Origin of the sequence: Erwinia sp. Eh17-17, from assembly GCF_039675725.1 — a bacterium.
Lineage (GTDB): Bacteria > Pseudomonadota > Gammaproteobacteria > Enterobacterales > Enterobacteriaceae > Erwinia.
Genome location: NZ_JBDFQT010000001.1, coordinates 102,032 through 127,122, shown reverse-complemented (window position 1 = coordinate 127,122; position 25,091 = coordinate 102,032). Strand labels below are relative to the sequence as shown.

22 protein-coding genes are annotated in these 25,091 nt (G+C 54.0%); 4 read left to right on the top strand and 18 right to left on the bottom strand.

Annotated features, from left to right (window positions below; all coding sequences use genetic code 11):
• Position 1: 1 nt before the first annotated feature.
• The 3 genes from ABEH87_RS00585 to ABEH87_RS00575 all read right to left on the bottom strand — a co-directional run bounded on the left by ABEH87_RS00585 (position 2) and on the right by ABEH87_RS00575 (position 2,606).
• Positions 2-907 carry a hypothetical protein gene (locus tag ABEH87_RS00585; protein ID WP_346572963.1) on the bottom strand — a complete coding sequence of 302 codons (906 nt, stop codon included), beginning with the start codon at positions 905-907 and terminating at the stop codon, positions 2-4.
• Positions 908-1,464: 557 nt separating this feature from the next.
• Positions 1,465-1,689, bottom strand: a complete 225-nt coding sequence (locus tag ABEH87_RS00580; RefSeq protein ID WP_346572961.1) for a Flp family type IVb pilin — start codon at positions 1,687-1,689, stop codon at positions 1,465-1,467.
• A gap of 275 nt (positions 1,690-1,964) precedes the next feature.
• Entirely contained in the window at positions 1,965-2,606 is a 642-nt protein-coding gene (locus tag ABEH87_RS00575; RefSeq protein ID WP_346574532.1) for a winged helix-turn-helix domain-containing protein, read from the bottom strand.
• Positions 2,607-3,703: 1,097 nt separating this feature from the next.
• On the opposite strand from ABEH87_RS00575, the gene nrdA reads away from it, so the two are divergent.
• The 3 genes from nrdA (at position 3,704) to yfaE (ending at position 7,467) form a co-directional block, all read left to right on the top strand.
• On the top strand, positions 3,704-5,989 hold the full coding sequence (nrdA, locus tag ABEH87_RS00570) for a class 1a ribonucleoside-diphosphate reductase subunit alpha (RefSeq protein ID WP_346572959.1): 2,286 nt from the start codon (positions 3,704-3,706) through the stop codon (positions 5,987-5,989).
• 91 nt (positions 5,990-6,080) lie between these two features.
• Complete coding sequence (nrdB, locus tag ABEH87_RS00565) at positions 6,081-7,211, top strand: class Ia ribonucleoside-diphosphate reductase subunit beta (RefSeq protein ID WP_346572957.1); 1,131 nt, start codon at positions 6,081-6,083, stop codon at positions 7,209-7,211.
• Between the two features lies 1 nt (position 7,212).
• Positions 7,213-7,467: a class I ribonucleotide reductase maintenance protein YfaE gene (yfaE, locus tag ABEH87_RS00560; RefSeq protein WP_346572956.1), complete on the top strand. Its 255-nt coding sequence runs from the start codon at positions 7,213-7,215 to the stop codon at positions 7,465-7,467.
• Positions 7,468-7,526: 59 nt separating this feature from the next.
• Here the strand turns inward: yfaE and ABEH87_RS00555 are convergent, their stop codons facing one another.
• The 8 genes from ABEH87_RS00555 to elaB form a co-directional block, all read right to left on the bottom strand.
• Positions 7,527-8,717: a nicotinamide mononucleotide deamidase-related protein YfaY gene (locus ABEH87_RS00555; protein WP_346572954.1), complete on the bottom strand. Its 1,191-nt coding sequence runs from the start codon at positions 8,715-8,717 to the stop codon at positions 7,527-7,529.
• Between the two features lie 80 nt (positions 8,718-8,797).
• Positions 8,798-10,162, bottom strand: a complete 1,365-nt coding sequence (gene menE, locus ABEH87_RS00550) for an o-succinylbenzoate--CoA ligase (RefSeq protein ID WP_346572952.1) — start codon at positions 10,160-10,162, stop codon at positions 8,798-8,800.
• The gene (menC, locus tag ABEH87_RS00545; RefSeq protein WP_346572951.1) at positions 10,144-11,112 is read right to left on the bottom strand and encodes an o-succinylbenzoate synthase; all 969 of its coding nucleotides are present in this window, start codon (positions 11,110-11,112) and stop codon (positions 10,144-10,146) included. Before menC ends, menE begins: the two co-directional genes overlap by 19 nt.
• Positions 11,112-11,969 (bottom strand): 1,4-dihydroxy-2-naphthoyl-CoA synthase, encoded by an 858-nt coding sequence (gene menB / locus ABEH87_RS00540; protein WP_346572949.1) that lies wholly within the window; start codon positions 11,967-11,969, stop codon positions 11,112-11,114. Before menB ends, menC begins: the two co-directional genes overlap by 1 nt.
• Positions 11,970-11,978: 9 nt before the next feature.
• A complete protein-coding gene (gene menH / locus ABEH87_RS00535; RefSeq protein WP_346572947.1) occupies positions 11,979-12,746 on the bottom strand; it encodes a 2-succinyl-6-hydroxy-2,4-cyclohexadiene-1-carboxylate synthase in 768 nt (255 codons plus the stop codon).
• The gene (gene menD, locus ABEH87_RS00530; protein WP_346572945.1) at positions 12,743-14,422 is read right to left on the bottom strand and encodes a 2-succinyl-5-enolpyruvyl-6-hydroxy-3-cyclohexene-1-carboxylic-acid synthase; all 1,680 of its coding nucleotides are present in this window, start codon (positions 14,420-14,422) and stop codon (positions 12,743-12,745) included. The genes menH and menD overlap by 4 nt, the downstream gene beginning before the upstream one ends.
• Positions 14,423-14,495: 73 nt before the next feature.
• On the bottom strand, positions 14,496-15,752 hold the full coding sequence (locus ABEH87_RS00525; protein WP_346572943.1) for an isochorismate synthase: 1,257 nt from the start codon (positions 15,750-15,752) through the stop codon (positions 14,496-14,498).
• A gap of 125 nt (positions 15,753-15,877) precedes the next feature.
• Positions 15,878-16,189, bottom strand: coding sequence for a stress response protein ElaB (elaB, locus tag ABEH87_RS00520; RefSeq protein ID WP_346572941.1), 312 nt, complete (start codon positions 16,187-16,189; stop codon positions 15,878-15,880).
• Positions 16,190-16,524: 335 nt separating this feature from the next.
• Between elaB and ABEH87_RS00515 the strand changes: the two genes are divergently transcribed.
• Positions 16,525-18,183 carry a glucan biosynthesis protein gene (locus ABEH87_RS00515; RefSeq protein ID WP_346572939.1) on the top strand — a complete coding sequence of 553 codons (1,659 nt, stop codon included), beginning with the start codon at positions 16,525-16,527 and terminating at the stop codon, positions 18,181-18,183.
• Positions 18,184-18,247: 64 nt separating this feature from the next.
• Here the strand turns inward: ABEH87_RS00515 and ABEH87_RS00510 are convergent, their stop codons facing one another.
• The 7 genes from ABEH87_RS00510 to nuoI all read right to left on the bottom strand — a co-directional run bounded on the left by ABEH87_RS00510 (position 18,248) and on the right by nuoI (position 25,081).
• The gene (locus ABEH87_RS00510) at positions 18,248-18,709 is read right to left on the bottom strand and encodes a GNAT family N-acetyltransferase (protein WP_346572937.1); all 462 of its coding nucleotides are present in this window, start codon (positions 18,707-18,709) and stop codon (positions 18,248-18,250) included.
• Between the two features lie 74 nt (positions 18,710-18,783).
• Positions 18,784-20,241, bottom strand: a complete 1,458-nt coding sequence (gene nuoN / locus ABEH87_RS00505; protein WP_346572935.1) for an NADH-quinone oxidoreductase subunit NuoN — start codon at positions 20,239-20,241, stop codon at positions 18,784-18,786.
• Positions 20,242-20,247: 6 nt separating this feature from the next.
• Positions 20,248-21,768, bottom strand: a complete 1,521-nt coding sequence (gene nuoM / locus ABEH87_RS00500; protein ID WP_346572933.1) for an NADH-quinone oxidoreductase subunit M — start codon at positions 21,766-21,768, stop codon at positions 20,248-20,250.
• A 71-nt stretch (positions 21,769-21,839) separates the two neighbouring features.
• A complete protein-coding gene (gene nuoL / locus ABEH87_RS00495) occupies positions 21,840-23,678 on the bottom strand; it encodes an NADH-quinone oxidoreductase subunit L (protein ID WP_346572931.1) in 1,839 nt (612 codons plus the stop codon).
• Positions 23,675-23,977, bottom strand: coding sequence for an NADH-quinone oxidoreductase subunit NuoK (gene nuoK, locus ABEH87_RS00490; RefSeq protein ID WP_048915457.1), 303 nt, complete (start codon positions 23,975-23,977; stop codon positions 23,675-23,677). The genes nuoL and nuoK overlap by 4 nt, the downstream gene beginning before the upstream one ends.
• Positions 23,974-24,528, bottom strand: coding sequence for an NADH-quinone oxidoreductase subunit J (nuoJ, locus tag ABEH87_RS00485; RefSeq protein WP_346572927.1), 555 nt, complete (start codon positions 24,526-24,528; stop codon positions 23,974-23,976). The genes nuoK and nuoJ overlap by 4 nt, the downstream gene beginning before the upstream one ends.
• A gap of 10 nt (positions 24,529-24,538) precedes the next feature.
• The gene (gene nuoI / locus ABEH87_RS00480; protein WP_346572925.1) at positions 24,539-25,081 is read right to left on the bottom strand and encodes an NADH-quinone oxidoreductase subunit NuoI; all 543 of its coding nucleotides are present in this window, start codon (positions 25,079-25,081) and stop codon (positions 24,539-24,541) included.
• Between the last annotated feature and the right edge of the window lie 10 nt (positions 25,082-25,091).

Here is a 25,091-nt window from a genome sequence, read left to right as displayed (position 1 = left end):
ATTATTGTGCCCCTCTTATTTCGACTACCCTATCCCTACCGCCCGAGGAAGGCGCCCCGGAAACCACGTCCGACGGTGTGATTTCACGACTGGCTTTACGTATCTTAGAAATGCCACTTTCCATGTTATTTACTTTTTTAGGGGAGACGAAAAACATACCCAATATCTGAGCCTGTATGACAAGCTCCAGATCCTGCTTTCGAAAGAATGCATATACGACTTTCACACCATTATTAGAAATATTATCAGCATGGTTACTGTTTTTACTCTTTATATCAGCATCAGAAGCTTGATCGTTTTCATGTAGTTCGTCCTTTTTGGCTTCTTCATAATCCCTGATATAGTAAACATTTTCGGCAAAGAGCTTAACCCGGGTATCTTTATACTCTTTTCCGAGTTGATCTTTATCCTCGAAATAATTATTTCGATAAGTTTGATTGTCGTTAGAAATCAAATATAAGTCAATAAACCCTCTGTCTCGCAATGAAGGGTTTGAGATACTACTGGCCAGAACAGAAATTGGCATGATGACATATTCGGATCTTATTTTGTCTACTATTTTTCCTATATCATCTTTTTCTATAACCTCTTCTTTTGAAACATTTCTGATTATCGTTGAATCTTCATTCAGTATTTTCTTCACATCATTCTTACTCAGAGAGTTCTTCAACCACGCTGGTTTATTATCTACGGGATATTCGACAACCCGGTCGCGAAGGTCAGTTGATGTAATGAACTCACCCACGTAAAGATCTCGTGTCGCGGTGAAGTACACCTCGCGAGCTTTCACTGGAGCAGTTGCTGACGGCCTGCTCTCTTTTGTTTCATCTTTACCTTGTGTAATGATACCCATAACACCCAGTATCATTACAAAAATAGCGACAACAACTAAAAATTTATACCGCATTAAATGAGCCCTGCCAATATTAATGGATAAAAGTAAACAGGCATAAACTTATCACTATTGGAATCCCATAGGGTATCCCGTGCTTGATACGGTCAACTTTCTTCACACAGGGTATTTTGCATAATAAACAACGCCACAACACAGCCCATATACCGCCACTAAAGGCAATAAAGAGCATAACAGCACTGTAATAATCAGCTTTAGTGACCAACAAAGTCGTAAAAATAAGCTTTATATCGCCAAAGCCTACAATGTCATAATGTGACAGCGCTGCGCCAACGATTAAAATAACTCCCGGAAATACCAGGTATGACACGCTGGCTGGCTCAGTACCGTTAAGGCTCTGGCTAATAAATCCCACCAGTAATATCACATATTGTGAAATATTCGGTATCCGCCTTTCAGATATATCACTCCAGGCTATGTAAAGTGACAATACTACAATAGTTATATATAGCATAATCATCTTAGCCACTAAGAATAGTGGCTATATTTAGGATATTCAGGTTTTCTCACAGACTTGCTGTGATATCCTGAAAAAGTTATTTAATGATAGATTACTTAACCAGGATACCCTGTGCGCCGGTAATCTTAGTTGACATCGCAGTCCATGCACCTTGAAGTGACTTCAGGAAACCGCCTGTATCAAAGATAAAGAACAGTGCTGATGCCATAGCAACGCCAATGATGGCATATTCAATTGCAGTGATACCACGTTCGTCATTAGAAAAGCGGGATGCCTGAACTTCAGACCATAGTTTGATAATCATATTGTTAAACACTTCATACTCCTTGTTAATCCCAGATAGATGTGCCTGTGTAATATCGCACAACACACTATCACATGCTCCATTCAGAGATTAAGGTAAACCACCTTATTTCGAAATGCGCAGGCACCATTGCAATACCGCTAATGGCATATACGATTCGATAGTCGTTTTCCTTTACATGAGGAAACGTGAAAGAATCTCGCTCCGCTCAAGGGAACCATTATCACTCATGAGTTTGATGCAAGTCATATCAATTTTTCAATTTATATAAAAAACGAAAAATGGCACTACGGTTTTACATTTTTTTTGTCTGACCCATGACCCTTTATCACGTCGCAACTGCTGTTAAAGAAACTCAAGTTTTGATAGCACGTATCAAGGTATCCCTTCGACTCACACAATGGAACTATATGCTTTTCAGTGCAGTACAGTGGAATGTTCATCTCATTTTCTATGCTACTCCGGAACTCGATCATTTCTTTTTGCTTTACCCCAATATAGGCCAGCCAGCAAAGCAGCATGATAAAATATAAAATAACTAAAGAAAATAAAGAGACAATCAAATACTTAATCCCTATCCTTGTTTTTGTTTTTCCTGCGGGGGGGGTTATTTTATCTGAGTCATCATCACAGCATCCGGGCGGGTGCTCTTGCTTGTTGCCATCATTCAGATAATCCTCTTCATCATTGCCAGACGTGATTTTTATATTACTGCTATCCATCAAGTAGCCCTGCCGGGGTACGGTGATAATAATATTCTTGTCTACATCACCAATCTTCTTTCTTAGCTGATTAATTGTCTGGTTAATGGTGTAGTTCGTCACATACCTTCCCCCCCAGACTTCATCACACATCATATCCCGACTGACTGCCGAGTCAGCATGGTTCAATAACAGCTCCCAGATTCCTTTTTCTTTGGGACGGAGGATAACTTCACCGGCCTCCTTACCCTCAATGAAAAGGTTTTTTTATTGACATCATATAAAATCATTACAAATCCTTTTGCCCGACAATCTATCCTTTGATACGGAATAGCCTAAAGTCATTTCCTTCTCTGGTCAACTTTCTGTCAGCCGCACCTGAAATACACTTTATAAAAAAAATTTTTACCTCTTTCTTTAAAAAATAATAATAATAATAAATTAATTCTTTTTTTAATCCTCCCGACAACGGCAAGAAAGAGCGGATATAAATTTTTAAACATATATAACCTGAGGCACTTAGTTAAGTTTTATAAATAACGCACCTCTCTGATTTTTATATTTTTATACCAATGACCTCACTAAGATTTCACCGCCGGGTTATCGCCAGGTCTAATATCGCACTCGTCGCTAAAACGTCTCTGCTATCTTCTTCTTTCAATTAAAAGGAGAGTGTGAATTTCACTATATCGAATTTTTCCGGGATCCTGTCATGATGAAAAAGCACTGAAAAAACCAGATGTAATTAGCCTCTCGCCTGTCATCGTTGTGAATGAAATAATTAAAAATCTCATATTTCTCCCTAATACAAACGAAGTAATTCCGGGGGTATGTCTGAGTCTGGTAGCAACACAGATAAGGGCGCCCGGATCTCCCTGTCACATCGCTCTCTGTTAATGAAGCAATGAGGCTCTTCAGCGGCAGCTCAAGGTCATCTGATAACCAGATTGAACCCAATGGGTCATCCCGCCTTCACGGCCCAGCGCCCTTTTGTAAAGCACCTCATTCGCAGGAATAAAACTGAAAATTTCTGATACTGAGCAAGAAACCCGCGCTTGATCAAAATTCTAAAAAAATTCTCAACCCATTGACAATGACCCAGGGCCTTGAGAAACGTGGACTTAGGAAATTTGTAGCGCCTGCAACCCCAGTTTTCAATGAAAATCAAGCCTTGTTAAGCACGTGGAAATTACTAGAATACTCACCATATTGTTACTTAGGTTTCCCTCACCCCCTATATATAGTGTTTATCCACAGAGTTACTCACAATGAGAAATCTGTGTATAAGCGTGGGGATTATTTGTTAAGGACAGGTAAAACGCGACATGAATCAGAGTCTGCTTGTAACCAAACGCGATGGTCGCACCGAGCGTATTGATCTCGATAAAATCCACCGTGTTCTCGACTGGGCTGCGGAAGGTCTGCAAAACGTCTCCGTATCCCAGGTTGAACTGCGATCCCATATCCAGTTCTACGAAGGTATCCGCACTTCTGATATCCATGAAACAGTTATCAAGTCAGCCGCTGACCTGATCTCCCGTGATGCCCCTGACTATCAGTACATGGCCGCCCGCCTGGCCATTTTCCACCTGCGTAAAAAAGCCTATGGCCAGTTCGAACCGCCAAAGCTGATTGATCAGGTCACCCGCATGGTTGAGATGGGCAAATATGACCCTCACCTGCTGGAAGACTACAGCAAGGAAGAGTTCGAGCAGATGGACGGCTTTATCGACCACTGGCGCGATATGAACTTCTCCTACGCGGCGGTAAAGCAGTTAGAAGGTAAGTACCTGGTGCAGAACCGCGTCAGCGGCGACATTTATGAAAGTGCTCAGTTCCTTTATATTCTTGTCGCAGCCTGCCTGTTCTCCGGCTATCCGCGCGAGACGCGTCTGGATTACGTTAAGCGTTTCTATGATGCCATTTCGACCTTCAAAATCTCGCTACCTACGCCGATCATGTCCGGTGTTCGTACGCCAACCCGCCAGTTCAGCTCCTGTGTGCTGATCGAATGCGGTGACAGCCTGGATTCGATTAATGCCACCTCCAGCGCTATTGTGAAGTATGTTTCGCAACGTGCCGGTATCGGTATTAACGCGGGCCGCATCCGTGCCCTGGGCAGCCCTATCCGCGGCGGCGAAGCATTCCACACCGGCTGTATCCCGTTTTATAAGCACTTCCAGACGGCCGTTAAATCCTGCTCTCAGGGCGGCGTACGCGGCGGTGCAGCGACCCTGTTCTACCCGATGTGGCACCTGGAAGTTGAAAGCCTGCTGGTCCTCAAGAATAACCGTGGCGTGGAAGGCAACCGCGTGCGCCATATGGACTACGGCGTACAGATCAATAAGTTGATGTATCAACGCCTGCTGAAAGGCGAAGATATCACCCTGTTCAGCCCGTCTGACGTGCCTGGCCTGTACGATGCTTTCTTCGCTAACCAGGAAGAGTTCGAGCGTCTTTATACTAAGTATGAAAAAGACGACAGCATCCGTAAACAGCGTATCAAAGCCGTGGACCTGTTCTCACTGATGATGCAGGAGCGTGCCTCTACCGGCCGCATCTACATTCAGAACGTTGACCACTGCAACACCCACAGCCCGTTTGACCCGGCTATTGCCCCGGTGCGTCAGTCTAACCTGTGTCTGGAGATCGCGCTGCCAACCAAGCCGATGATGGACGTCAATGACGAAAACGGCGAAATAGCGCTCTGTACGCTGTCCGCGTTCAACCTGGGAGCGATTGAGAGCCTGGACGACCTGCAGGAGCTGGCCACGCTTGCTGTACGTGCGCTGGACGCCCTGCTCGACTATCAGGATTATCCAATCCCGGCCGCTAAACGTGGCGCGATGGGGCGTCGCACATTAGGTATTGGCGTCATTAACTACGCTTACTATCTGGCCAAGAACGGCGTACGCTACTCAGACGGTAGCGCAAATGAACTGACACATCAGACCTTTGAAGCCATTCAGTACTGGCTGCTGAAAGCGTCCAACGATCTGGCTATCGAACAGGGTGCCTGCCCGTGGTTCAATGAGACCACCTATGCACAGGGCATTATGCCTATCGATACTTACAAGAAAGATCTGGACGCGATCTGCAATACCCCGCTGTTGCTCGACTGGGAAGCACTGCGTGAGTCGGTGAAAACCCACGGCCTGCGTAACTCAACGCTGTCGGCCCTGATGCCGTCTGAAACCTCTTCGCAGATTTCAAACGCCACCAACGGGATTGAGCCTCCGCGCGGCCATATCAGTATTAAGGCATCGAAAGACGGTATCCTGCGCCAGGTGGTGCCGGAGTATGAGCGTCTGAAAGATAATTATGAGCTGCTGTGGGATATGCCAAATAACGATGGTTATCTGCAACTGGTTGGTCTGATGCAGAAATTTATCGACCAGGCAATTTCATCTAACACCAACTATGACCCGACGCGCTTTGCTAACGGTAAGGTGCCGATGAAACAGCTGCTGAAAGATCTGCTGACCGCCTATAAGTTTGGCGTGAAAACGCTCTACTACCAGAACACCCGTGACGGTGCGGAAGACACGCAGGAAGACCTGGCTCCATCAATTCAGGATGATGGCTGCGAAAGCGGTGCCTGCAAGATCTGACAACGGTGGGCCGGGCATGCCCGGCCCCTACGCGATACATTGACTCTGTCGGGGTCGGGCCTGCCTGCCCCTGAAGCATCTGGATTGAATCATGGCTTACACCACATTTTCGCAGAATAAAAATAATCAGCTGTTGGAACCGATGTTCTTCGGTCAGTCGGTGAACGTTGCCCGTTTCGATCAGCAGAAATACGACATCTTTGAAAAACTGATCGAAAAGCAGCTCTCTTTCTTCTGGCGTCCGGAAGAAGTTGACGTATCCCGTGACCGCATTGATTATCAGGCGCTGCCGGACCACGAGAAACACATCTTCATCAGCAACCTGAAATATCAGACGCTGCTGGACTCTATTCAGGGACGTAGCCCGAACGTGGCGCTGCTGCCGCTGATCTCGATCCCTGAACTGGAAACCTGGATTGAAACCTGGGCATTTTCAGAAACCATTCACTCGCGCTCTTACACCCACATCATCCGTAATATCGTCAACGATCCGGCACTGGTGTTTGACGATATCGTCACCAACGAGCAGATCCTGTCACGCGCCAAGGATATCTCTGGCTACTACGACGATCTGATTGAGATGACCAGCTACTGGCATCTGTTGGGTGAAGGCACACATCAGGTTAATGGTAAAACCGTCACCGTCAGTCTGCGTGCCCTGAAAAAACAGCTGTATATCTGCCTGATGAGCGTCAACGCGCTGGAAGCGATTCGCTTTTACGTTAGCTTTGCCTGCTCTTTCGCTTTCGCCGAGCGTGAACTGATGGAAGGCAATGCCAAAATCATCAAGCTGATTGCCCGTGACGAAGCCCTGCACCTGACCGGTACTCAGCACATGCTGAACCTGCTGCGCAGCGGTGAAGATGACCCGGAAATGGCAGTGATTGCTAAAGAGTGTCGTCAGGAATGCTACGATCTGTTTGTGCTGGCTGCCGAGCAGGAAAAAGAGTGGGCAGAATATCTGTTCAGCGGCGGCTCTATGATCGGCCTGAATAAAGATATCCTGTGGCAGTACATTGAGTACATTACCAATATCCGCATGAACGCAGTGGGCCTGGATTTGCCGTTTAAAACCCGCTCGAACCCTATCCCATGGATCAACTCGTGGCTGGTTTCCGATAACGTGCAGGTTGCACCACAGGAAGTGGAAGTCAGCTCTTATCTGGTCGGTCAGATTGACTCTGAAGTGAACGCTGACGACCTCAGCGATTTCGAGCTGTAAGATGGCGAGCATTACCCTGCGTACCTCCGGTGCGCAGCTTGAGTGTGATGATGAACACCCTTCTCTGCTGGCCGCGCTGGAGTCACACCGGGTCTGTGTGGAATATCAGTGTCGCGAGGGCTACTGCGGTTCGTGTCGCACCCGTCTGCTAAAAGGTGAAGTGAGCTACAGCGCTAAACCGCTGGCCTTTGTTCAGCCGGGTGAAATTTTGCCCTGCTGCTGCAAGGCCGATGGGGATATTGAGATCGAACTGTAGCCAGGCGGCACATCATCCCCCAGGGGCTGACCTTCTTTCTGGTCAGCCCTTTTTGACATTTATAACGTTTCTACCACATCAATCCAGCCGTGTCCGGTGGTAACTGACTGACCGTTAAGCCAGCGGCGCAGCATATTCATCGCCATCATCGCCACCATATCCTGCCGTGCTTTCAGGCCATGTTTGCTGACGTTGAACTTCACTTTTTGTGCAAAAGTCCCGTCCGGCGTATGCAGGGCGAAACCCAAACGATCGTCTTCCATTCCGCCAACCACCAGCGCCAGCCGGGCATGATTCTGTTTCGCCAGCTGCTGGCTGCGTGCCGCCAGTAACCCCAGCGATTCTGACTGATTGGGCAGCACGTTACCCGCGGCCAGCGCGGCCCCGGCCGAGATCAGCTGCCACTGCAGCAGCCCGGCGCTGAATTGCTCGCTGATAGCCAGAGTGAGTTTGTGCTCTTTCAGACGACGCGCCAGCTGCTCAGGTAACGTTTCAAATCCTTCAAAGATCACACTGTCGCCGGCAATCTCACGCACCTGCTGCCAGAACTGCTCCATCTCCGGTCTTTTAGACTCTGGTCCGTTCAGCTTCAGCTCAATAATGGGCATGGATGCGCGATAACCCATCACCACGCCTTCCGGCAGCGGCAGTGGCTCAATATCCGATGCCAGATCACTTTCACCGCGACCAAAAGTGGTCATTCGCAGACAGACTGGCGGCTCCGGCAGCTGGAAACGGGCTTTCAGGCGCGGCAGGATTTGATCCATCACCATCACCTTATATTCGGAAGGCACGCCGGGCGTGAAGAAAATCCAGCAACGGTTAAGCTGCATGGCAAAACCACAGGCCGTACCGACCGGGTTATCAATCATCTCCGCACCCTGCGGAATTTCAGCCTGTTTGCGGTTGCTGGCGGCCATCACTTTGCCACGGCTGGCAAAGAAGGCTTCCATTTTTTCCAGCCACTCGGGATGAGTTTGCAGTTCAACACCGGCCGCTTTCGCCGCCGCCAGCGCACTGAGATCGTCACTGGTCGGGCCAAGGCCACCGTTCACGATTAAGACATCAGCGACCTTGCTGCGTTCAGTCAGGACCGTCACCAGCTCCTGCAGGCTGTCACCTACCGTCTGACGGCTGGTCATCGGCAGGCCATGTTCAAACAGCACTCCGGCCAGCCAGGCTGCATTGGTATCGACGATCTGTCCGTGCAGTACCTCATCGCCGGTCGCGAGCATTTCCACTCTTATCATGTTGTTCTCCGGTGTTCTTATGTCATGACACTGTAGGAAGCCCTTTCGCTAAACACAATGTCATTTTTCACATCACCGGTTTATTTTTGCTGCTGTGCAACCCACTGTGTGAGCTGATGACGCGACAGTTTGATACCCCCGCTCGCAGTCGGCGGTAGCGCATACCACTGCACCGGGCGCTGCCAGGCAGCCAGTTCGGGGGCTACCCACGCGGCCAGTTGCTCTGGCGCGACGTCACCGGCCACCAGGGCTACCGGCCGTTCACCGTACTCATCATCCTCCAGCGGGACTACCACCGCCTGCATGACCTGCGGATGCAGCATCAGCAGGCGCTCGACGATTTCCGGCTGTACTGCTTCACCGCCGCAAAAAAACAGATTGTCACGACGCCCGATAATGCACAGTTCATCCTGCCGCCACGCACCAAGATCGCCAGTGTGCAGCCAGCCATCGGCGTCAGCCAGCGGCTGCACTATCCCGTTCAGCCAGTAACCCTGCGCCAACGTCGGCGATCGCAGCCAGATTTCACCGTCAACGATCTTTAATTCCTGTCCGGACAGCGGATTCCCGACGCCGGGACGATCGTCTGCGCGTTTTGCACACACCGTCGATGCGGTTTCAGTCATACCATAGCCGCAGAAACAGCGAATACCTGCCGCCTGCGCCTGCTGTACCAAATCAGGTGCGATTGTTGCCCCCCCCAGCAGTACCGTATGCAGCGCGGCGGGCAGCACTGGCTGACGCAGCAGACGCCAAAGTTGGGTAGGCACCAGCGAGGCATAACTGCTGTGCTCCAGTGCGGCAGTGACCCCCGCTGCGTCAGGCACGATCAGCGTGGCTCCGCTACTCAGCCAGCGCCAGAGAATGCCCAGGCCGGAGATATGGAACATCGGTAGCGACAGCAGCCAGCGGTCGCGCGCAGTGAACCCCGTCAGTTCAACCACCGCCGCAGCGCTGTGCAGATGAGCGCGAAAATCATGTGCTGCCAGTCTGGCTAAGCCAGTCGAGCCGGAGGTCAGCGTCAGGGTGGCCAGCTTATCCGGCTGCCAGGTCTGGATAACACGTCCTTCGGCCCGCAGATTCAGCAGTTGGGGAACAGACACGCCGGCATCACTGACCGCGCCGAGGATAAAATCAGCAGCTATCACTGGCAACAGCGCCATCAGCTGGCTGTCGGGCAGTTGCGGATTCAGCACCACGACGCGTGCGCCACAGGCCAGTAAGCTCAGCCAGCCGATCACCGCCTGCAGGCTGTTACCGCCGCGCAGTATGACCACGTTTTCTGACTGCACACCCTGATGGCGAAAGCCCTGAGCATACTGCACGATCTCCTGTTCCAGCTGCTGCCAGCTTAAGGTCACATCGCCTGCGTCTATCGCCAGCGCATGGGGGCAGCTGCGCTGCCACTGCCGCCACGGCCAGTCAGTTATTGCTGCCACAGACATAGCAAACTCTCCTTGTCCTCAACGGGTAAAATAGAGCCAGGCCAGGCGCGCAGCAGTTGATGCTGCATCAGTTGCAGCGTGTCGAGGCCTGGCAGTACACCCGGCGTCAGCCAGCGCGCCAGCCGCGCCAGCTGTGTCAGCCCCATGCTGGACTCCAGCGAACTGCCGATCACCGCCGTAAGCCCCTGCGCCTGCGCCCGCTCCACCTGCTGCCGGACGCACTCAATGCTGCCGGTCAGCGTCGGTTTAATCACTACGGCCACTACGCCAGGTGCCGCGCTGAGAGCCTCAGCGTCTTCGCGCAGGGTTTCATCCCATGCGATGCTAATCCCGGTTGCAGCGGCAAAAGCCAGGCTTTGCTGCTGGTCCCTGCACGGCTCTTCAATAAAGGCGATGCGCGAACGCAGCGCTGGAGAAATGTAGCGGGCAAAGCTCAGCGCTTTATCCAGCGTCCAGCTGCGGTTGGCATCCAGACGCAGTGTCAGATTCGGCAATGCTTCCAGCAGCAGGTTGACCTGCATACCGTCGCGCACCGCCTCAAACAGCCCCACCTTCATCTTTGCCAGGGGCTGTGGCAGCTGGCGCAGGCGCTGAAAAAGTTCGTCCGGGTCGCCACTGCACAGCTGCACCCGTCGGTACTCCCCCTCCACCGGCAGACGGTTTGCCAACTCGGCGAGCGCGCAGCTGATGCCAAAAGCGACCGAAGGCAATGCGCTCTCCGCAGGCTGTTCCCCTTCACACCAGCGGGTCAGCCAGTCAGTGGCCTGCTGCTGCGCCTGTTCCGGGGTTTCCTGGCTAAACAACGGCAGCGGGGCTATTTCACCCCAGCCTTCGTTCTGCCCGTCGCTCAGCTTCACCAGCAAACCCTGGCGCATTTTTAGCCGCTGATGGCGCAGTATCACCCCGGCATCCATCGCGACCTGATAACCATAAAGCGCGGCCCGGCGCATCAGGGGTTGCGCCGGAAGTGGCTGAAGTCGGGCTGTCGCTTCTGATTGAACGCATTGCGCCCTTCCTGCCCCTCTTCCGTCATATAGAACAGCATGGTGGCATTACCTGCCAGTTCCTGTAGCCCCGCCTGCCCGTCACAGTCCGCATTAAGCGCCGCTTTCAGACATCGCAGTGCCATCGGGCTGTTTTGCAGCATTTCGCGGCACCAGCGTATCGTCTCTTTTTCCAGCTCAGCCAGCGGGACCACCGTATTCACCAGCCCCATCTCCAGCGCCTGCTGCGCATCGTACATCCTGCACAGGAACCAGATTTCGCGCGCCTTTTTCTGACCGACAATACGCGCCATATAGGCTGCGCCCCAGCCGCCGTCAAAGGAGCCGACTTTTGGCCCGGTCTGGCCGAACTGCGCGTTATCGGCAGCGATCGTCAGGTCACACATCATGTGCAGGACATGCCCTCCGCCCACCGCGTAACCAGCAACCATCGCCACTACCGGTTTTGGGCAGGTGCGAATCTGCCGCTGTAAATCAAGAACATTGAGGTGATGGACCCCGTCATCATCCTGATAACCGCCGTAGTCGCCGCGCACTTTCTGATCGCCGCCGGAGCAGAATGCCAGGTCGCCCTCACCGGTCAGAACAATCACACCAACCGCCGGATCGCGCCGGGCATTATCCAGTGCCTGCTGGATCTCGCTGATGGTTAACGGGCGAAAGGCATTGCGCACCTGCGGACGATTAATGGTGATTCTGGCGATGCCATCGTCGGTTTTGTGATAGCGAATATCGCTGAACCCGGTGCCACAGTCGTGCCAGCAGACCGGGGCATTGAGCTGGCTTTCATCGGGATACAACATCAGAGCTCCTTAATTATGATCGAGTACGCGGGCAAGCTGGTGAGCAAATGCCAGAGGGTTAGCCAGGTGCGCATTGTGACCTGCGGCAGGGATCACCGCAGGTGGAAGGGCAGCCTGTTGAGCCAGCTGCAAAAATTTCTGGTCCCATTCACCGCACAGAAAACGGAACGGGAAGGTTTGATCCCGCAACTCCGGTAGCAGGTCGGGCTGGGCCGACAGCGAGGTGGCCTGCAGCATTGCGGCCAGATCCTCTCCACGATTATTCAGACGACGGGCGACCAGCCGCTGACGCTGGATAGCGGTCAGTTCGGCAAACACCGGCTGCTGATACCACAGGTTCAGCGCCTGTTCGAGCGGCTGCTGACGGAATCGCGCAGCCCAGCTAAGATCGTGTTCGCGGCGGGTACTGCGCTCACTGTCGCTGCTGAGGCCAAAATGCCCCGCCTCAACCAGCAGCCCCGCCAGTCCGTCCCCCGCATGGCGACAGGCATGGTAAAGCGCAAGTCGCCCGCCAAGGGAGTAGCCGATCAGCCAGTAGCGGTCGACCTGGTGATAGCTGAGCGTGGCATTAAGGCGCTGCGAAAGATCGTCAAAGCCCTTCACGCTTTGCGCCTGTGAACCGCCGTGGCCGGGCAGGTCCACACTGAGCAGCGGCCAGTGGCTGAAATAGCGCTGTACCGGCAGCCAGTCCAGCGCACTGCCGAGAAAGCCATGCAGCCATACCAGCACCGGCCGCGTGCTGTGATGGTGCCCCTGCCAGTGTGCATGTAGCATCATAAGTGGATCACCTCGCTGGCACAGCGAGCCAGCGTTTGTGCACCTTCATCTCCGTTCGTCACGACTTCAATCACTGTGACGCCCGCCGTAAAACCCCGGACGACTGCCTCCTGCAATGCCACCCAGCTGGCTGGCCGCGCAAATTGCAGGCCAAACAGCGCTGCCGCGTGGCGGAAATCCACCTGAGGCGGCATAGCGAAAAAGCGTTCCCGCTCAGAGGCGGGCGTGGGCAGAATAGAGAAAATCTGTCCGCCCTGATTGTTGACTATCACCACCACCACCGGGGCTGACGACTTCTGTAGCAGTGCCAGACTGTTGAGATCGTACAACGCCGACAGGTCGCCCAGCAGGATCAACAGCGGCCGACCGCTACCGCGCTGTACCCCTGCCGCCGTCGCCAGCAGACCGTCAATGCCGCTGGCCCCGCGATTGCAGTACAGCGGATAGCCAGCAGGAAGCTGGGCGAAGGCGTCTACCAGACGCACAGAGAGGCTGTTACCGATAAACAGCGCGCCGTTATCCGGCAGCAGCGCTGCCAGGCGGTGTGCCAGCTGCGCTTCACCAAACTGTTGCAGATGCTGCCGGAGATAGTGCGTGGTCTGCCTGGCCAGCTGGGCCAGCTGTGGGCACCAGGGGCGATGCGCCACAGCCGGATGGCTCAACAGCCAGTGCGAAATATCAGCGACAATTCGACGCCCACTTACGCTGCCGGGATGGCGCTGGCCGGGGAGTTCATCCACCAGCCAGTACATTTCTGCGCGGTTGTGGTTCTGATAGTCGAGCAAGTTTTTGCCGGTCAGGCTGCTGCCAAACTGCACCACGATCTCAGCGTCATCCAGTGCCTTACGGGCTGCAGGGTGCGCCAGCCACAAAGAGGCCGCAGGCAATGGCTGCCCGGTTTGCGACAGCACGTCGCCCAGCAGCGGCCAGCCGAGCGTATCGGCCCAGGCTGCCAGCTGCGATCCCTGCTGCGCGCTCACCCGACCGGCGATCACCACCCCGCGCTTTTCCCGCCATAGCGGCCAGTCCGCTTCACGGGGCACATCGCTGGGCTGCGGATAGCTGAGCCAGGGCTGATTGCCTTGCCACCAGCTACCGAGTTCCTCCTGCCACGCGCGGAAGTCATCACTTTCCGGGCCGTAAAGGGGTTCGGCAAACGGACAGTTAATGTGCACTCCACCGTGCTGCTGCTGAGCCAGTAACGTATCCACGGCTGATACCAGCCAGCGCGCCGGGACAGAGGGTGAAGGACGGGGAAGATTGAGAGAGGCTGACACATGGGGAGCAAAAATACCGATCTGGTCAATCGCCTGATTGGCACCGCAGCCGACCAGTTCCGGAGGCCGATCGGCACTGATCACCACCAGCTTTTCACCCGTGAGATGGGCTTCGACCAGCGCCGGATGAAGATTGGCCACTGCCGTCCCGGAAGTGACGATAATCGCGACAGCCTGACGGGTCGCTTTCGCCAGCCCCAGCGCCAGAAAGCCGAGACCCCGCTCGTCAAAATGGGTATGACACAGCCATTTTTCACTGGCTGCGGCGGCCAGCGTTAGCGGAGCGGAACGGGAACCTGGAGCAATGCAGATATGGCGAATACCGTGGCGCGTCAGCGTTTCCAGCAGTACACCAGCCCAGCGGCGATTGAACGTTGCGTGCGACTTCTCTTGCTGCATAGCCACTCCAGAGCAAAAATCCTCGCGCTATTATAGTCAGCCGTCTGCGCGCTCTTTTTGATTTGGGCCAGCTTTACGCCTGGTTTTCACGCGTCAGTAAACTGCCCAGCGTGGCCGCTTTGCGCTCGATCTCCTGCCACTCCAGCTCCGGTTCTGAACCGCTGACGATGCCAGCCCCGGCGTAAAGGCGCAGCTGTGGACCACAAATTTGAGCACAGCGTAATACGACGGAAAACTCACTCTGTGACCGGGACAAATAGCCCACCGATCCGCTGTACCAGTCGCGACTGAAGGGTTCATGCTGACGAATAAATGCCAGCGCCGCCGTGCGCGGTAACCCTGCCACGGCTGCCGTAGGCTGAAGCCGATCGACACACTGCGCATCGTCGGGGCGTAACAGCTGCGCGCTGATGCGTCGCCGTAAATGTTGCAGGTGCCTCAGAGGTAACAGCTCTGCCGGACTCACATTCAGCCGGGAAACGAAACCCGCCAGGCGCTGGCGAATATCATCCACCACCAGGCGGTTCTCCCACTGGTTTTTGCGATCCTGCAGCAGCCCATGCTCATCAGGCGCTGCGGTACCGGCCAGCGCCTCGCTTTGCAGCAGATCGCCGCGACGGGCATACAGCCTTTCCGGGCTGGATCCGATCAGCGCCTGCTGTTCACCGGTAGCCAGCATAAAGTGGTAGCAGAGCGGGTTAATCTGCTGGCTGGCCGCCAGCAGAGCCGCTGCAGAGACCGGGCCTGACAGCGTAAAATCGCTGGCGCGGGCCAGCACCACTTTGTCGAACTGGCCGTTGTTAATTGCCTCCAGCGCCTGATCCACCCGCTGAAACCAGCCCGGTTTGTCCGGAATATGACGCACGCCAACTGCGTGAGGGAGCGCAGCGGCTGCCTGCGTCGGGCGCAGCGTATCCAGCCAGCGTATGCTGCGCCGGGCTGCCTGCTGCAACGAATGGTCACTGACAAGATTAAGGATTAACTGCTGGCCCTCCCCGTCCTGCTGCCACTGCAGGTGTGGCAGAAACAGTTCACTGCCACCGGCAATATTGTTTGCCCCGTAAATCCGCCACCCTGGCGGCAGGGTTTGTAAGCGCCGGGAGGCCTGAATCACTGAAGGAAAGCGCTCAACGGCGCCACAGGCCGCCACACTCTCCTCCCCCGTGCGCGACTGCCAGTAAAATTGTGGCCAGCAGGTCTGGGAGGCCAGCCAGTTCAGCGCAGGGTCATGCGGTGCAAAAGGGACGCTGATTTGCAACGCTCCGGGCACGGACTGTGTGACACGTGCAAGCTGGTAGCGGATCTGATTAATCGCCTGAGCAACTGGCAAGCGGACCTCGGTAGATAAGGGGGGCGGAAGCGTAATATTAGCGGGGAATGAGAGCCGGAATATTGATCTGAAGATCGTACGGGGAGAAGAAAACAGACGCCGCCGGGGCGCCTGTAGGGTATCTGTTAGCGACGTGCCAGCAGCAGACCGATGACCAGGCCCAGAGTGGCACCGACGCCAATGCCCTGCCACGGTTTGTCGTGGACATATTCGTCAGCACGCGTGACCGCCTGACGTGCGCGAACGTAGTAGGTGTCTGAAGCATTGCTGAGACGGGATTTCACCTGGTTCAGTGACTTTTCCGCTTTCTCTTTTAATTCGATGTACTTCTGATCGGCCGGATCGCCCGACGATTTCAGTACTTCTTCAAGAGTTTCCGTCAGCAGCGCCAGATCATCATCAAGGCGAGTTTCATGTGGTTCAGTCGTTGTAGCCATTTCGTTCCTCCGTGGGCGAATAAAACGCGTGTGGAATAACTATAGACAGTTTTTGCCGCTCTGTTTGATTAAAACCGCCAGGAATCGACTGAGAATGATCGGTTTTCTGGCTGCCGGGTGGCCCATAGCGTGCTTCTTTTCCCGATATTTACGTTACTTCACATGCGAAATCACTGCGGCAGTTAGATTTATCTGATAAATTTCGCGTGAACTGAATCATTAAACCGGCCTGCTGTCGTAACTCCCTGTAACCGGACTCAAACCGGTAAAGCGAATGCGTGCAAACGCACGACAGTCACTACAAACTCCGTTCACCTGAGGAAATTATTTCCGGCATGAATCGAAGAATGTTTATGAAAGCGTCAATGGCATTCGCAACCCTCAGTGGGATGTCGGGTTTATCCACGTTGTTCTCCCAGGCTGCCTGGGCGGAAGACGGGATTGCCGATGGTTCCGCAAAGCGATTTGATTTTGATGTGCTAAAAAAAATGGCCGCCGATATGGCGAAACAGGCCTACGGTGGCGCTCCGGCTCCTTTGCCTGAAACACTGGCAACGCTGACGCCACAGGCCTATAACGAAATCCAGTACGACGCTAACCATTCGCTGTGGAACGGCATCGATAATCGTCAGCTTGACGTTCAGTTCTTCCACGTGGGGATGGGCTTTAAACGCCGTATTCGCATGTTCTCTGTTGATGGTGCCAGCCGCGAAGCGCGTGAAATTCACTTCCGCCCTGAGCTGTTTAACTACAACGACGCTAAGGTTGATACCAAACAGCTGGAAGGCAAAACCGATCTCGGTTTCGCCGGTTTCCGTGCGTTTAAAAAACCAGAACTGGCAAAACGCGATATCGTCTCCTTCCTGGGAGCCAGCTATTTCCGCGCGGTGGATGAGACCTTCCAGTATGGTCTGTCTGCACGCGGCGTGGCCATCGACACCTTCAGCAACGGTAAAGAAGAGTTCCCGGACTTCACGGCCTTCTGGTTCGAAACGCCAAAGGCTGATGACACCACCTTCGTGGTCTATACCCTGCTTGATGGTCCGAGCTGCACCGGTGCGTTTAAATTTATCATCCACTGTGAAGATAAACGTGTGGTGATGGAAGTGGAAAACCACATCTACGCCCGTAAGGATATCCAGCAGTTGGGTATCTCACCGATGACCACCATGTTCAGCTGCGGTAATAATGAACGCCGCATGTGTGACACCATCCACCCACAGATCCACGACTCCGATCGTCTGGCCATGTGGACCGGAACGGGTGAATGGATCTGTCGTCCCCTGAACAATCCGCAGCGTCTGACGTTCAATGCTTATCAGGATGAAAACCCTCGTGGTTTTGGCATGTTGCAGCTAAACCATGACTTCCAGAGCTATCAGGATGTGATTGGCTGGTACAACAAACGTCCCAGCCTGTGGGTAGAGCCCGTAGGCAAGTGGGGCAAAGGCGCCATTAACCTGATGGAGATCCCGACCACCGGGGAAACGCTGGATAACATCGTCTGCTTCTGGCAGCCTGCTGAGGCTATCAAAGCGGGAAGCGAGCACAGCTTCTCATACAAACTGTACTGGAGCGGTCTGCCGCCGGTACGCAGCGGTTTGTCGCGTGTGAATGCCACCCGCACCGGCATGGGCGGTTTCCCGGAAGGCTGGGCACCGGGTGAACATTATCCTAACGTCTGGGCGCGCCGCTTTGCGGTCGACTTTGTGGGCGGCGACCTGAAAGCCGCTGCGCCGAAGGGGATTGAACCGGTGATTAACGTCACTTCCGGTACGCTCAAGCAGGTCGAAATCCTCTACGTTGAACCGATTGACGGCTACCGTATTCTGTTCGACTGGTATCCGGACAGCGACTCGACCGAACCGGTCAATATGCGCCTGTTCCTGCGAACCAAAGATGAGACGCTGAGCGAAACCTGGCTTTATCAGTATTTCCCACCGCCGCCGGATAAGCGTAAATACGTTGATGACCGCGTAATGACGGCGGGTTAATCAACGCCTGACGCCAGTAAAGCATGCAGGGCGACCGCAAAAGTCGCCCTGCGGCTAAACAGAGTCAGGGACACAACGTACGTTCCATATCTATATGCGGAATACCGTCTTCCAGATACTCTCCGCTGACCGCCACAAAACCCTGTCGACCATAAAAATCCTGCAGATGAGCCTGCGCTGAGAGAAAAATCGGCACACTGTGCCAGTGCTTTTCACAGCTGTTAATTGCCTGTTCCATCAGGCGACTGCCCAGGTTCAGCCCGCGCGCCTCACCGGAAACAATCACGCGTCCGATTTTCACCGGTTTACTGTCATCGTCAGGTGCCAGAATACGGGCATACGCGACCAGCTTATCGTCAATTAACCCCAGCAGATGCCGGTTATCACCGGTCATGTCCGCGCCATCAATATCCAGATAGGGGCACTGCTGCTCGACGATAAACACCGCGTTACGCAGTGCCAGTAGCTGATAAAGCTGAGCAGCACTCAATTCGCTGTGGTGTAAATCCAACCAGGTGATTTCCATGACTTCATTCCTTAGATTGAAAGTAAAAAAAATCGGGCCTCTGTGGGCCCGATTATTACCTGTCTTAGGTGCAATTACATTAGCGGCTGAGCCAGATTGACCAGCGAAATCAGCGGCTGCGGGTAAATACCCAGTACCAGCACCAGAATCGCAGAGATCAGCACTACCACACCACCGACGGTAAACGCCCAGTTCGCCGGGGTATCACGCTGCAGCAGCTCCGGTGGCGACAGATACAGGCTGACGGTCATACGCAGATAGTAGTACAGGCCAATCGCACTGCCCAATACCACACCACCGGTCAGCCACCACAGGTGCGCGCTGACACCTAAGGCAATCACGTAGAACTTACCGATAAAGCCCAGCGTCATCGGAATACCCGCCAGCGACAGCATCATCACCGTCATTACTGAGGCGAGAATCGGACGGTGCCAGAACAGGCCGCGGTAAGAGTAGAGTGAATCCGCATCCGGGCCACGGTATGGGCTCGACATCAGGCTGACCACGCCAAAGGCACCAAGGCTGCTGAACAGGTAACCAGCCAGATAGACGCCAACGGTTTCCATCGACAGCTGATGCGTCTGAACGGCAATCAGCGCCACCAGCAGATAGCCCAGGTGAGCGATAGACGAGTAACCCAGCAGACGCTTGATGTTGCTCTGCGAGATAGCCATCAGGTTACCAAACAGCATCGACGCCACAGCGATAATACTGAGTACGGTACGAACCCCTTCGTTATCCGCCATTGGCGCATACATGAAGAGACGCATCAGTACGCCAAAGATGGCGATTTTGCTGGCTGTTGCCAGGAAGGTGGATACCGGAGCAGGTGCGCCCTGGTAAACGTCCGGCGTCCAGAGATGGAATGGGACTAGCGACAGCTTGAAGCCAAAGCCGACGATCATCATGCCCAGACCCGCCAGTAACAGCGGTTCGTTGATCACACCATCATTCAGGCTCTTACCCAGTGATGCAAAACCAAGGTTACCGGAGTCAGCATACACCAGCGCCATACCGAACAGCAGGAACGATGACGCGGCTGCCGACAGGATGGTGTATTTGATCGCCGCTTCCAGCGAGCGTTTTTGCTGGAAGGCATAGCCCACCAGACCAAACAGCGGCAGCGAGATCAGCTCAATACCAATGAACAACGACGCCAGGTGGTTGGCACTCGCCAGCACGACACCACCCAGAGCCGCTATCAGCACCAGCAGATAGAACTCTTCGCGGTTATCCGGGTAAGTGGCCAGCCACGGATAGGCAAAGGTGCAGGTTGCCAGGCTGGCAATGATCACCAGGCCGGTATACAGCATCGAATAGCCGTCCACCCGCATCAGCGGGGTAACATCCATTGGCCCTGCCTGGCCGACAAAGTACAGTGAAAACAGCGCCAGGTTCAGACCGATAACGGCCAGCGTCGCATTGACGAAGTGGTTGCGTCGCCACGCAATGGACAGCATCACAACTACCACCGTCAATCCGACGATCAGCAGCGGCAGAAGCGCGATCAATTGTTGAGGAGTTATTGTCATGGCGAATTACGGCCTTGTAGTTGAAATTGAAGCAGTAAACCACTGCTGAATATTGCTCATCGCAGCGTGCGAGGTATCCAGGATCGGCTGCGGATAAACGCCCAGCAACACCAACAGAACCAGCAACACCATGATCATCAGGAACTCACGCGCAGACATGCCACGCAGCGGTGTTTCTGACTTAGGCGCACCGTAGTATGCGCGTTGCATCATAATCAACGAGTACACCGAGGCGAATACCAGACCGAACGTCGCGATGATGATAATCATCGGCACCGACTGGAAACTGCCCGTCAGGATCATGAACTCACCCACGAAGTTACCGGTACCCGGCATTCCGAGGTTCGCCACGGCGAAGAACAGCGACAGACCCGGCAGCCATTTAATACGTGACCACAGGCCACCCATCTGACGCATATCACGGGTATGCAGACGCTCATACAGCTGACCACACAGAATAAACAGGGCGGAAGCTGAAAGACCATGAGCAATCATCTGGACAACTGCACCCTGGAACGCCAGCTGGCTGCCGGTGTAGATAGCAATCAGCACGAAGCCCATATGGGAAATCGAGGTGTAAGCAATCAGACGCTTAATATCGTACTGTGAGAACGCCATCCATGCGCCGTAGAAGATACCGATAATCCCCAGCCACATCGCAATCGGTGCAAATTCAGCAGAAGCATTCGGGAACAGCGGCAGCGCAAAGCGCAGCAGACCATAGGCAGCGGTTTTCAGCAGAATACCCGCCAGGTCAACAGAACCTGCCGTTGGAGCCTGACTGTGCGCATCGGGTAACCAGCCGTGTAATGGCACCACCGGCATTTTTACCGCGAAGGCGATAAAGAAACCGAGCATCAGCAGGTATTCCACGCCGTGCGTCATTGGCGTTTTCAGCAGCAGTTCGTAGTTAAACGTCCACACGCCGGTTGCGTTGTAATGCACGAATACCAGCGCAAGAATCGCAATCAGCATCACCAGACCGCTCGCCTGGGTGTAGATGAAGAACTTGGTCGCAGCAGAAATACGCGTCTTCCCGTCGGAGGCTTTATGGCCCCACAGCGCGATCAGGAAGTACATCGGCACCAGCATCATCTCCCAGAAGAAGAAGAACAGGAACATGTCCATGGCCAGGAACACGCCGATAACGCCACCGAGGATCCACAGCAGGTTAAGGTGGAAAAAGCCCTGCCATTTCTCAATTTCATTCCATGAGCAGAGGATCGCCATCAGACCCAACAGGCCAGTCAGCACTACCATCAGCAGGGAAAGACCATCCAGTGCCAGATGGAACTCAATGCCGAAGCGTGGGATCCACGGTACGGAGAACTCAGATTGCCACTGCGGAAGTCCCGCAGCCTGCGTCAGTGAGTAGTCTCCCTGCAGCCAAAGTTGCAGCGAGAGTACAAACGTCAGCCCCATTGCGATCAGTGCAATCCAGCGTGGCAGCTTAGGCCCGAAGCGCTCCAGCTGCCAGCACAGTAACCCACCGACAAACGGGATGAATATTAGCCAAGGTAATAACATGGCGGTTTTCCCTTTATTGCGATTTTTATTCTTTATAGGGTGTGGCTCTGCCTCACCCCACTCACAAACCTTTACATCACCATCAGCAGCGCCAGTACCACAACGGCACCGATGCTCATGGAGGCGAGATACCAGCGCAGGTAGCCGTTTTCGCTGACGACCAGGCCTTTGTTAGCGCCACGCGCCAGCAAAGCAGGAATATTCATCAGTGAATTTAACGGGTCACGCGACAGCAGCCAGGCCACACCGAGATAAGGCTTAACGAAGACTTTGTCATACAGCCAGTCGAAGCCCCAGGCGGCAAACCACCATGTGGTAAAGAAACGCCCCACTGCGCTATTCGCAATCGCGGTGACCAGGGTACGTTTACCCAGCCACAGCGCTGCCGCCAGCAGGATGCCCGCAATCGCCACCACGCCAGAAGCGATCTCCAGCGTCAGGACACTGCTGTGGGCCAGTTCACTGGTTTCCGGCAGTACGCCTTTCAGCGGTGGAACGATCAACGCGCCAATAAAGGTTGAGAGAATTAACAGCACAATCAGCGGCAGATGATGAGTAATCCCCTTGCCGGCATGAGCGTGAATTTTTTCTTCGCCATGGAAAGTGATGAAAATCATACGGAAGGTGTAGAGCGACGTCATAAACGCTCCGGCCAGACCCGCAATCATCAGATTGAGATGACCGTTAGCCAGCGCACCTGCCAGAATTTCATCCTTACTGAAGAAGCCTGAAGTGATCAGCGGCAGCGCGGAGAGTGCAGCGCCCCCGACCAGGAAGCAGACATACACCAGCGGAATACTTTTACGCAGACCGCCCATCTTGAAGATGTTCTGCTCGTGGTGGCAGGCAAGGATCACCGAACCCGAAGAGAGGAACAGCAGCGCTTTAAAGAACGCATGCGTCATCAGGTGGAAGATCGCCGCATCCCAGGCCTGCACACCCAGCGCCAGGAACATGTAACCAATCTGACTCATGGTGGAGTAAGCCAGTACACGTTTGATATCGGTCTGCACCAGCGCAGCAAAACCTGCCAGCACCAGAGTGACTGCACCAATAATACCGACCAGATGCAGCACTTCAGGCGTCAACAGGAACAGGCCGTGGGTACGGGCGATCAGGTAAACACCCGCCGTCACCATGGTCGCGGCGTGGATCAGTGCAGATACCGGTGTCGGGCCTGCCATCGCATCGGCGAGCCAGGTCTGCAACGGCAGCTGTGCAGATTTACCCACCGCGCCGCCTAACAGCATCAGGGTGGCCCACTGCAACATGTGGTTGTCAGCAGCGAAGTGCGCTGGCGCCAGTTCCATCATTTCGCGGAAGTTCAGCGTACCCAGCTCGTTGTAGAGGATGAACAACGCGAACGCCAGGAACACGTCCCCCACGCGGGTAATGATGAAAGCCTTCATCGCCGCCGCGCCGTTTTTCGGGTTAGTGTAGTAGAAACCGATCAGCAGATAAGAACAGAGGCCCACCCCTTCCCAACCGAGATACATCAGCATCAGGTTGTCGGCCAGAACCAGAACGACCATGCTGGCGATAAACAGGTTGGTATAGGCGAAGAAGCGTGAATAGCCCTCTTCTCCACGCATATACCAGGAGGCAAACATATGAATCAGGAAACCGACGCCAGTCACTACTGACAGCATGGTCAGCGACAGGCCGTCCAGCGTCAGGTTGACGTCAATTTTAAAGTTACCTACCTGCATCCAGGTCCACAGCGCCTGGTTAAACACCTGCTGCCCGTTATTGAAGAAGTCGATTCCCGCATAAGCAGCGACCAGCGCCGCCAGTCCGACAGAGCCCATCCCCACGGTAGCAGACAGATTTTCAGACCAGCGCCCACGTGAGAAGGCCAGCAGTAAGAAGCCAATCAGCGGAAACAGGATTGTTAAATAGAGAAGGTTCATCCGCGCATCTCGCTCACTTTATCAATGTTGAGGGTCTGGCTGCGACGATGGAGCTGCAACAGCAGCGCCAGGCCAATACTGGCCTCTGCCGCGGCCAGGCTGATTGCCAGGATGTACATCACCTGACCATCGGCCTGTCCCCAGTAGCTTCCCGCCACCACAAACGCCAGCGCTGCAGCGTTAATCATGATTTCGAGACCAATCAACATAAACAGCAGATTGCGGCGAATAACCACGCCCGTCAGTCCAAGGACAAACAGGATGGCCGCCAGAATAAGTCCATGCTGCAGAGGGATCATACCCGCTCCTCCTTATTACTTTTCGCCACATCAGCCGGACGGTTGCTCAGAACCTCACCGGAACGCTGTTCGCGCCCAACGTGGAATGCCACCACCAGACCGGCAAGAAGCAGCATTGAGGCCAGCTCAACGGCCAGAACATACGGGCCAAACAAACTGATACCCACGGCTTTTGCATCAATCATGTTGCCGTCAATACCCTGGTCATTAATGCCATGGATGGCGTAAACCAGCACCAGCAGCAACACCAGAGAGAGCACTGCCGGACCAATCCACACAGCCGGCTTCAGCCATTGACGTTCCTGCTCAACTTCCTGGCCGCCAAGATTCAGCATCATGACCACAAAGACGAACAGCACCATAATCGCACCGGCATAAACGATAATTTCCAGCGCACCGGCAAAATAGGCGCCGAGCGAAAAGAACACCCCGGCCACTGCCAGCAAAGAAATAATCAGGTACAACAACGCATGTACCGGGTTGGTATGAGTGATAACGCGCAACGTCGCCAGCACAGACACCAGACCACAAACGTAAAATGCAAATTCCATGCCTGGCTCCTTAAGGTAACAAGCCCTTGACGTCGATAGGTTTGGCTTCGTTTTCTGCGTCGCCTTTATCTTTACCATCGATCGCCATACCTGCCATCCGGTAGAAATTGTATTCCGGGTATTTACCCGGACCGGAAATCAGCAGATGTTCTTTTTCATAAACCAGATCCTGACGCTTAAACTCACCCATTTCGAAATCTGGGGTAAGCTGAATCGCAGTGGTCGGGCAAGCCTCTTCACACAGGCCACAGAAGATGCAGCGCGAGAAGTTAATGCGGAAGAATTCCGGATACCAGCGTCCGTCAGCCATCTCAGCTTTTTGCAGAGAGATACAGCCCACAGGGCAGGCAACGGCACACAGGTTACAGGCAACGCAGCGCTCCTGACCATCCGGGTCACGCGTCAACACGATACGGCCGCGATAACGCGGCGGCAGGTAGACAGGCTCCTCCGGGTACATCAGGGTTTCACGCTTGGCGAAAGCATTTAAACCAATCAGCCAGATACTGCGTACTGTAGTACCAAAACCAACGACAATATCTTTTAATGTCATGTCCTTAACC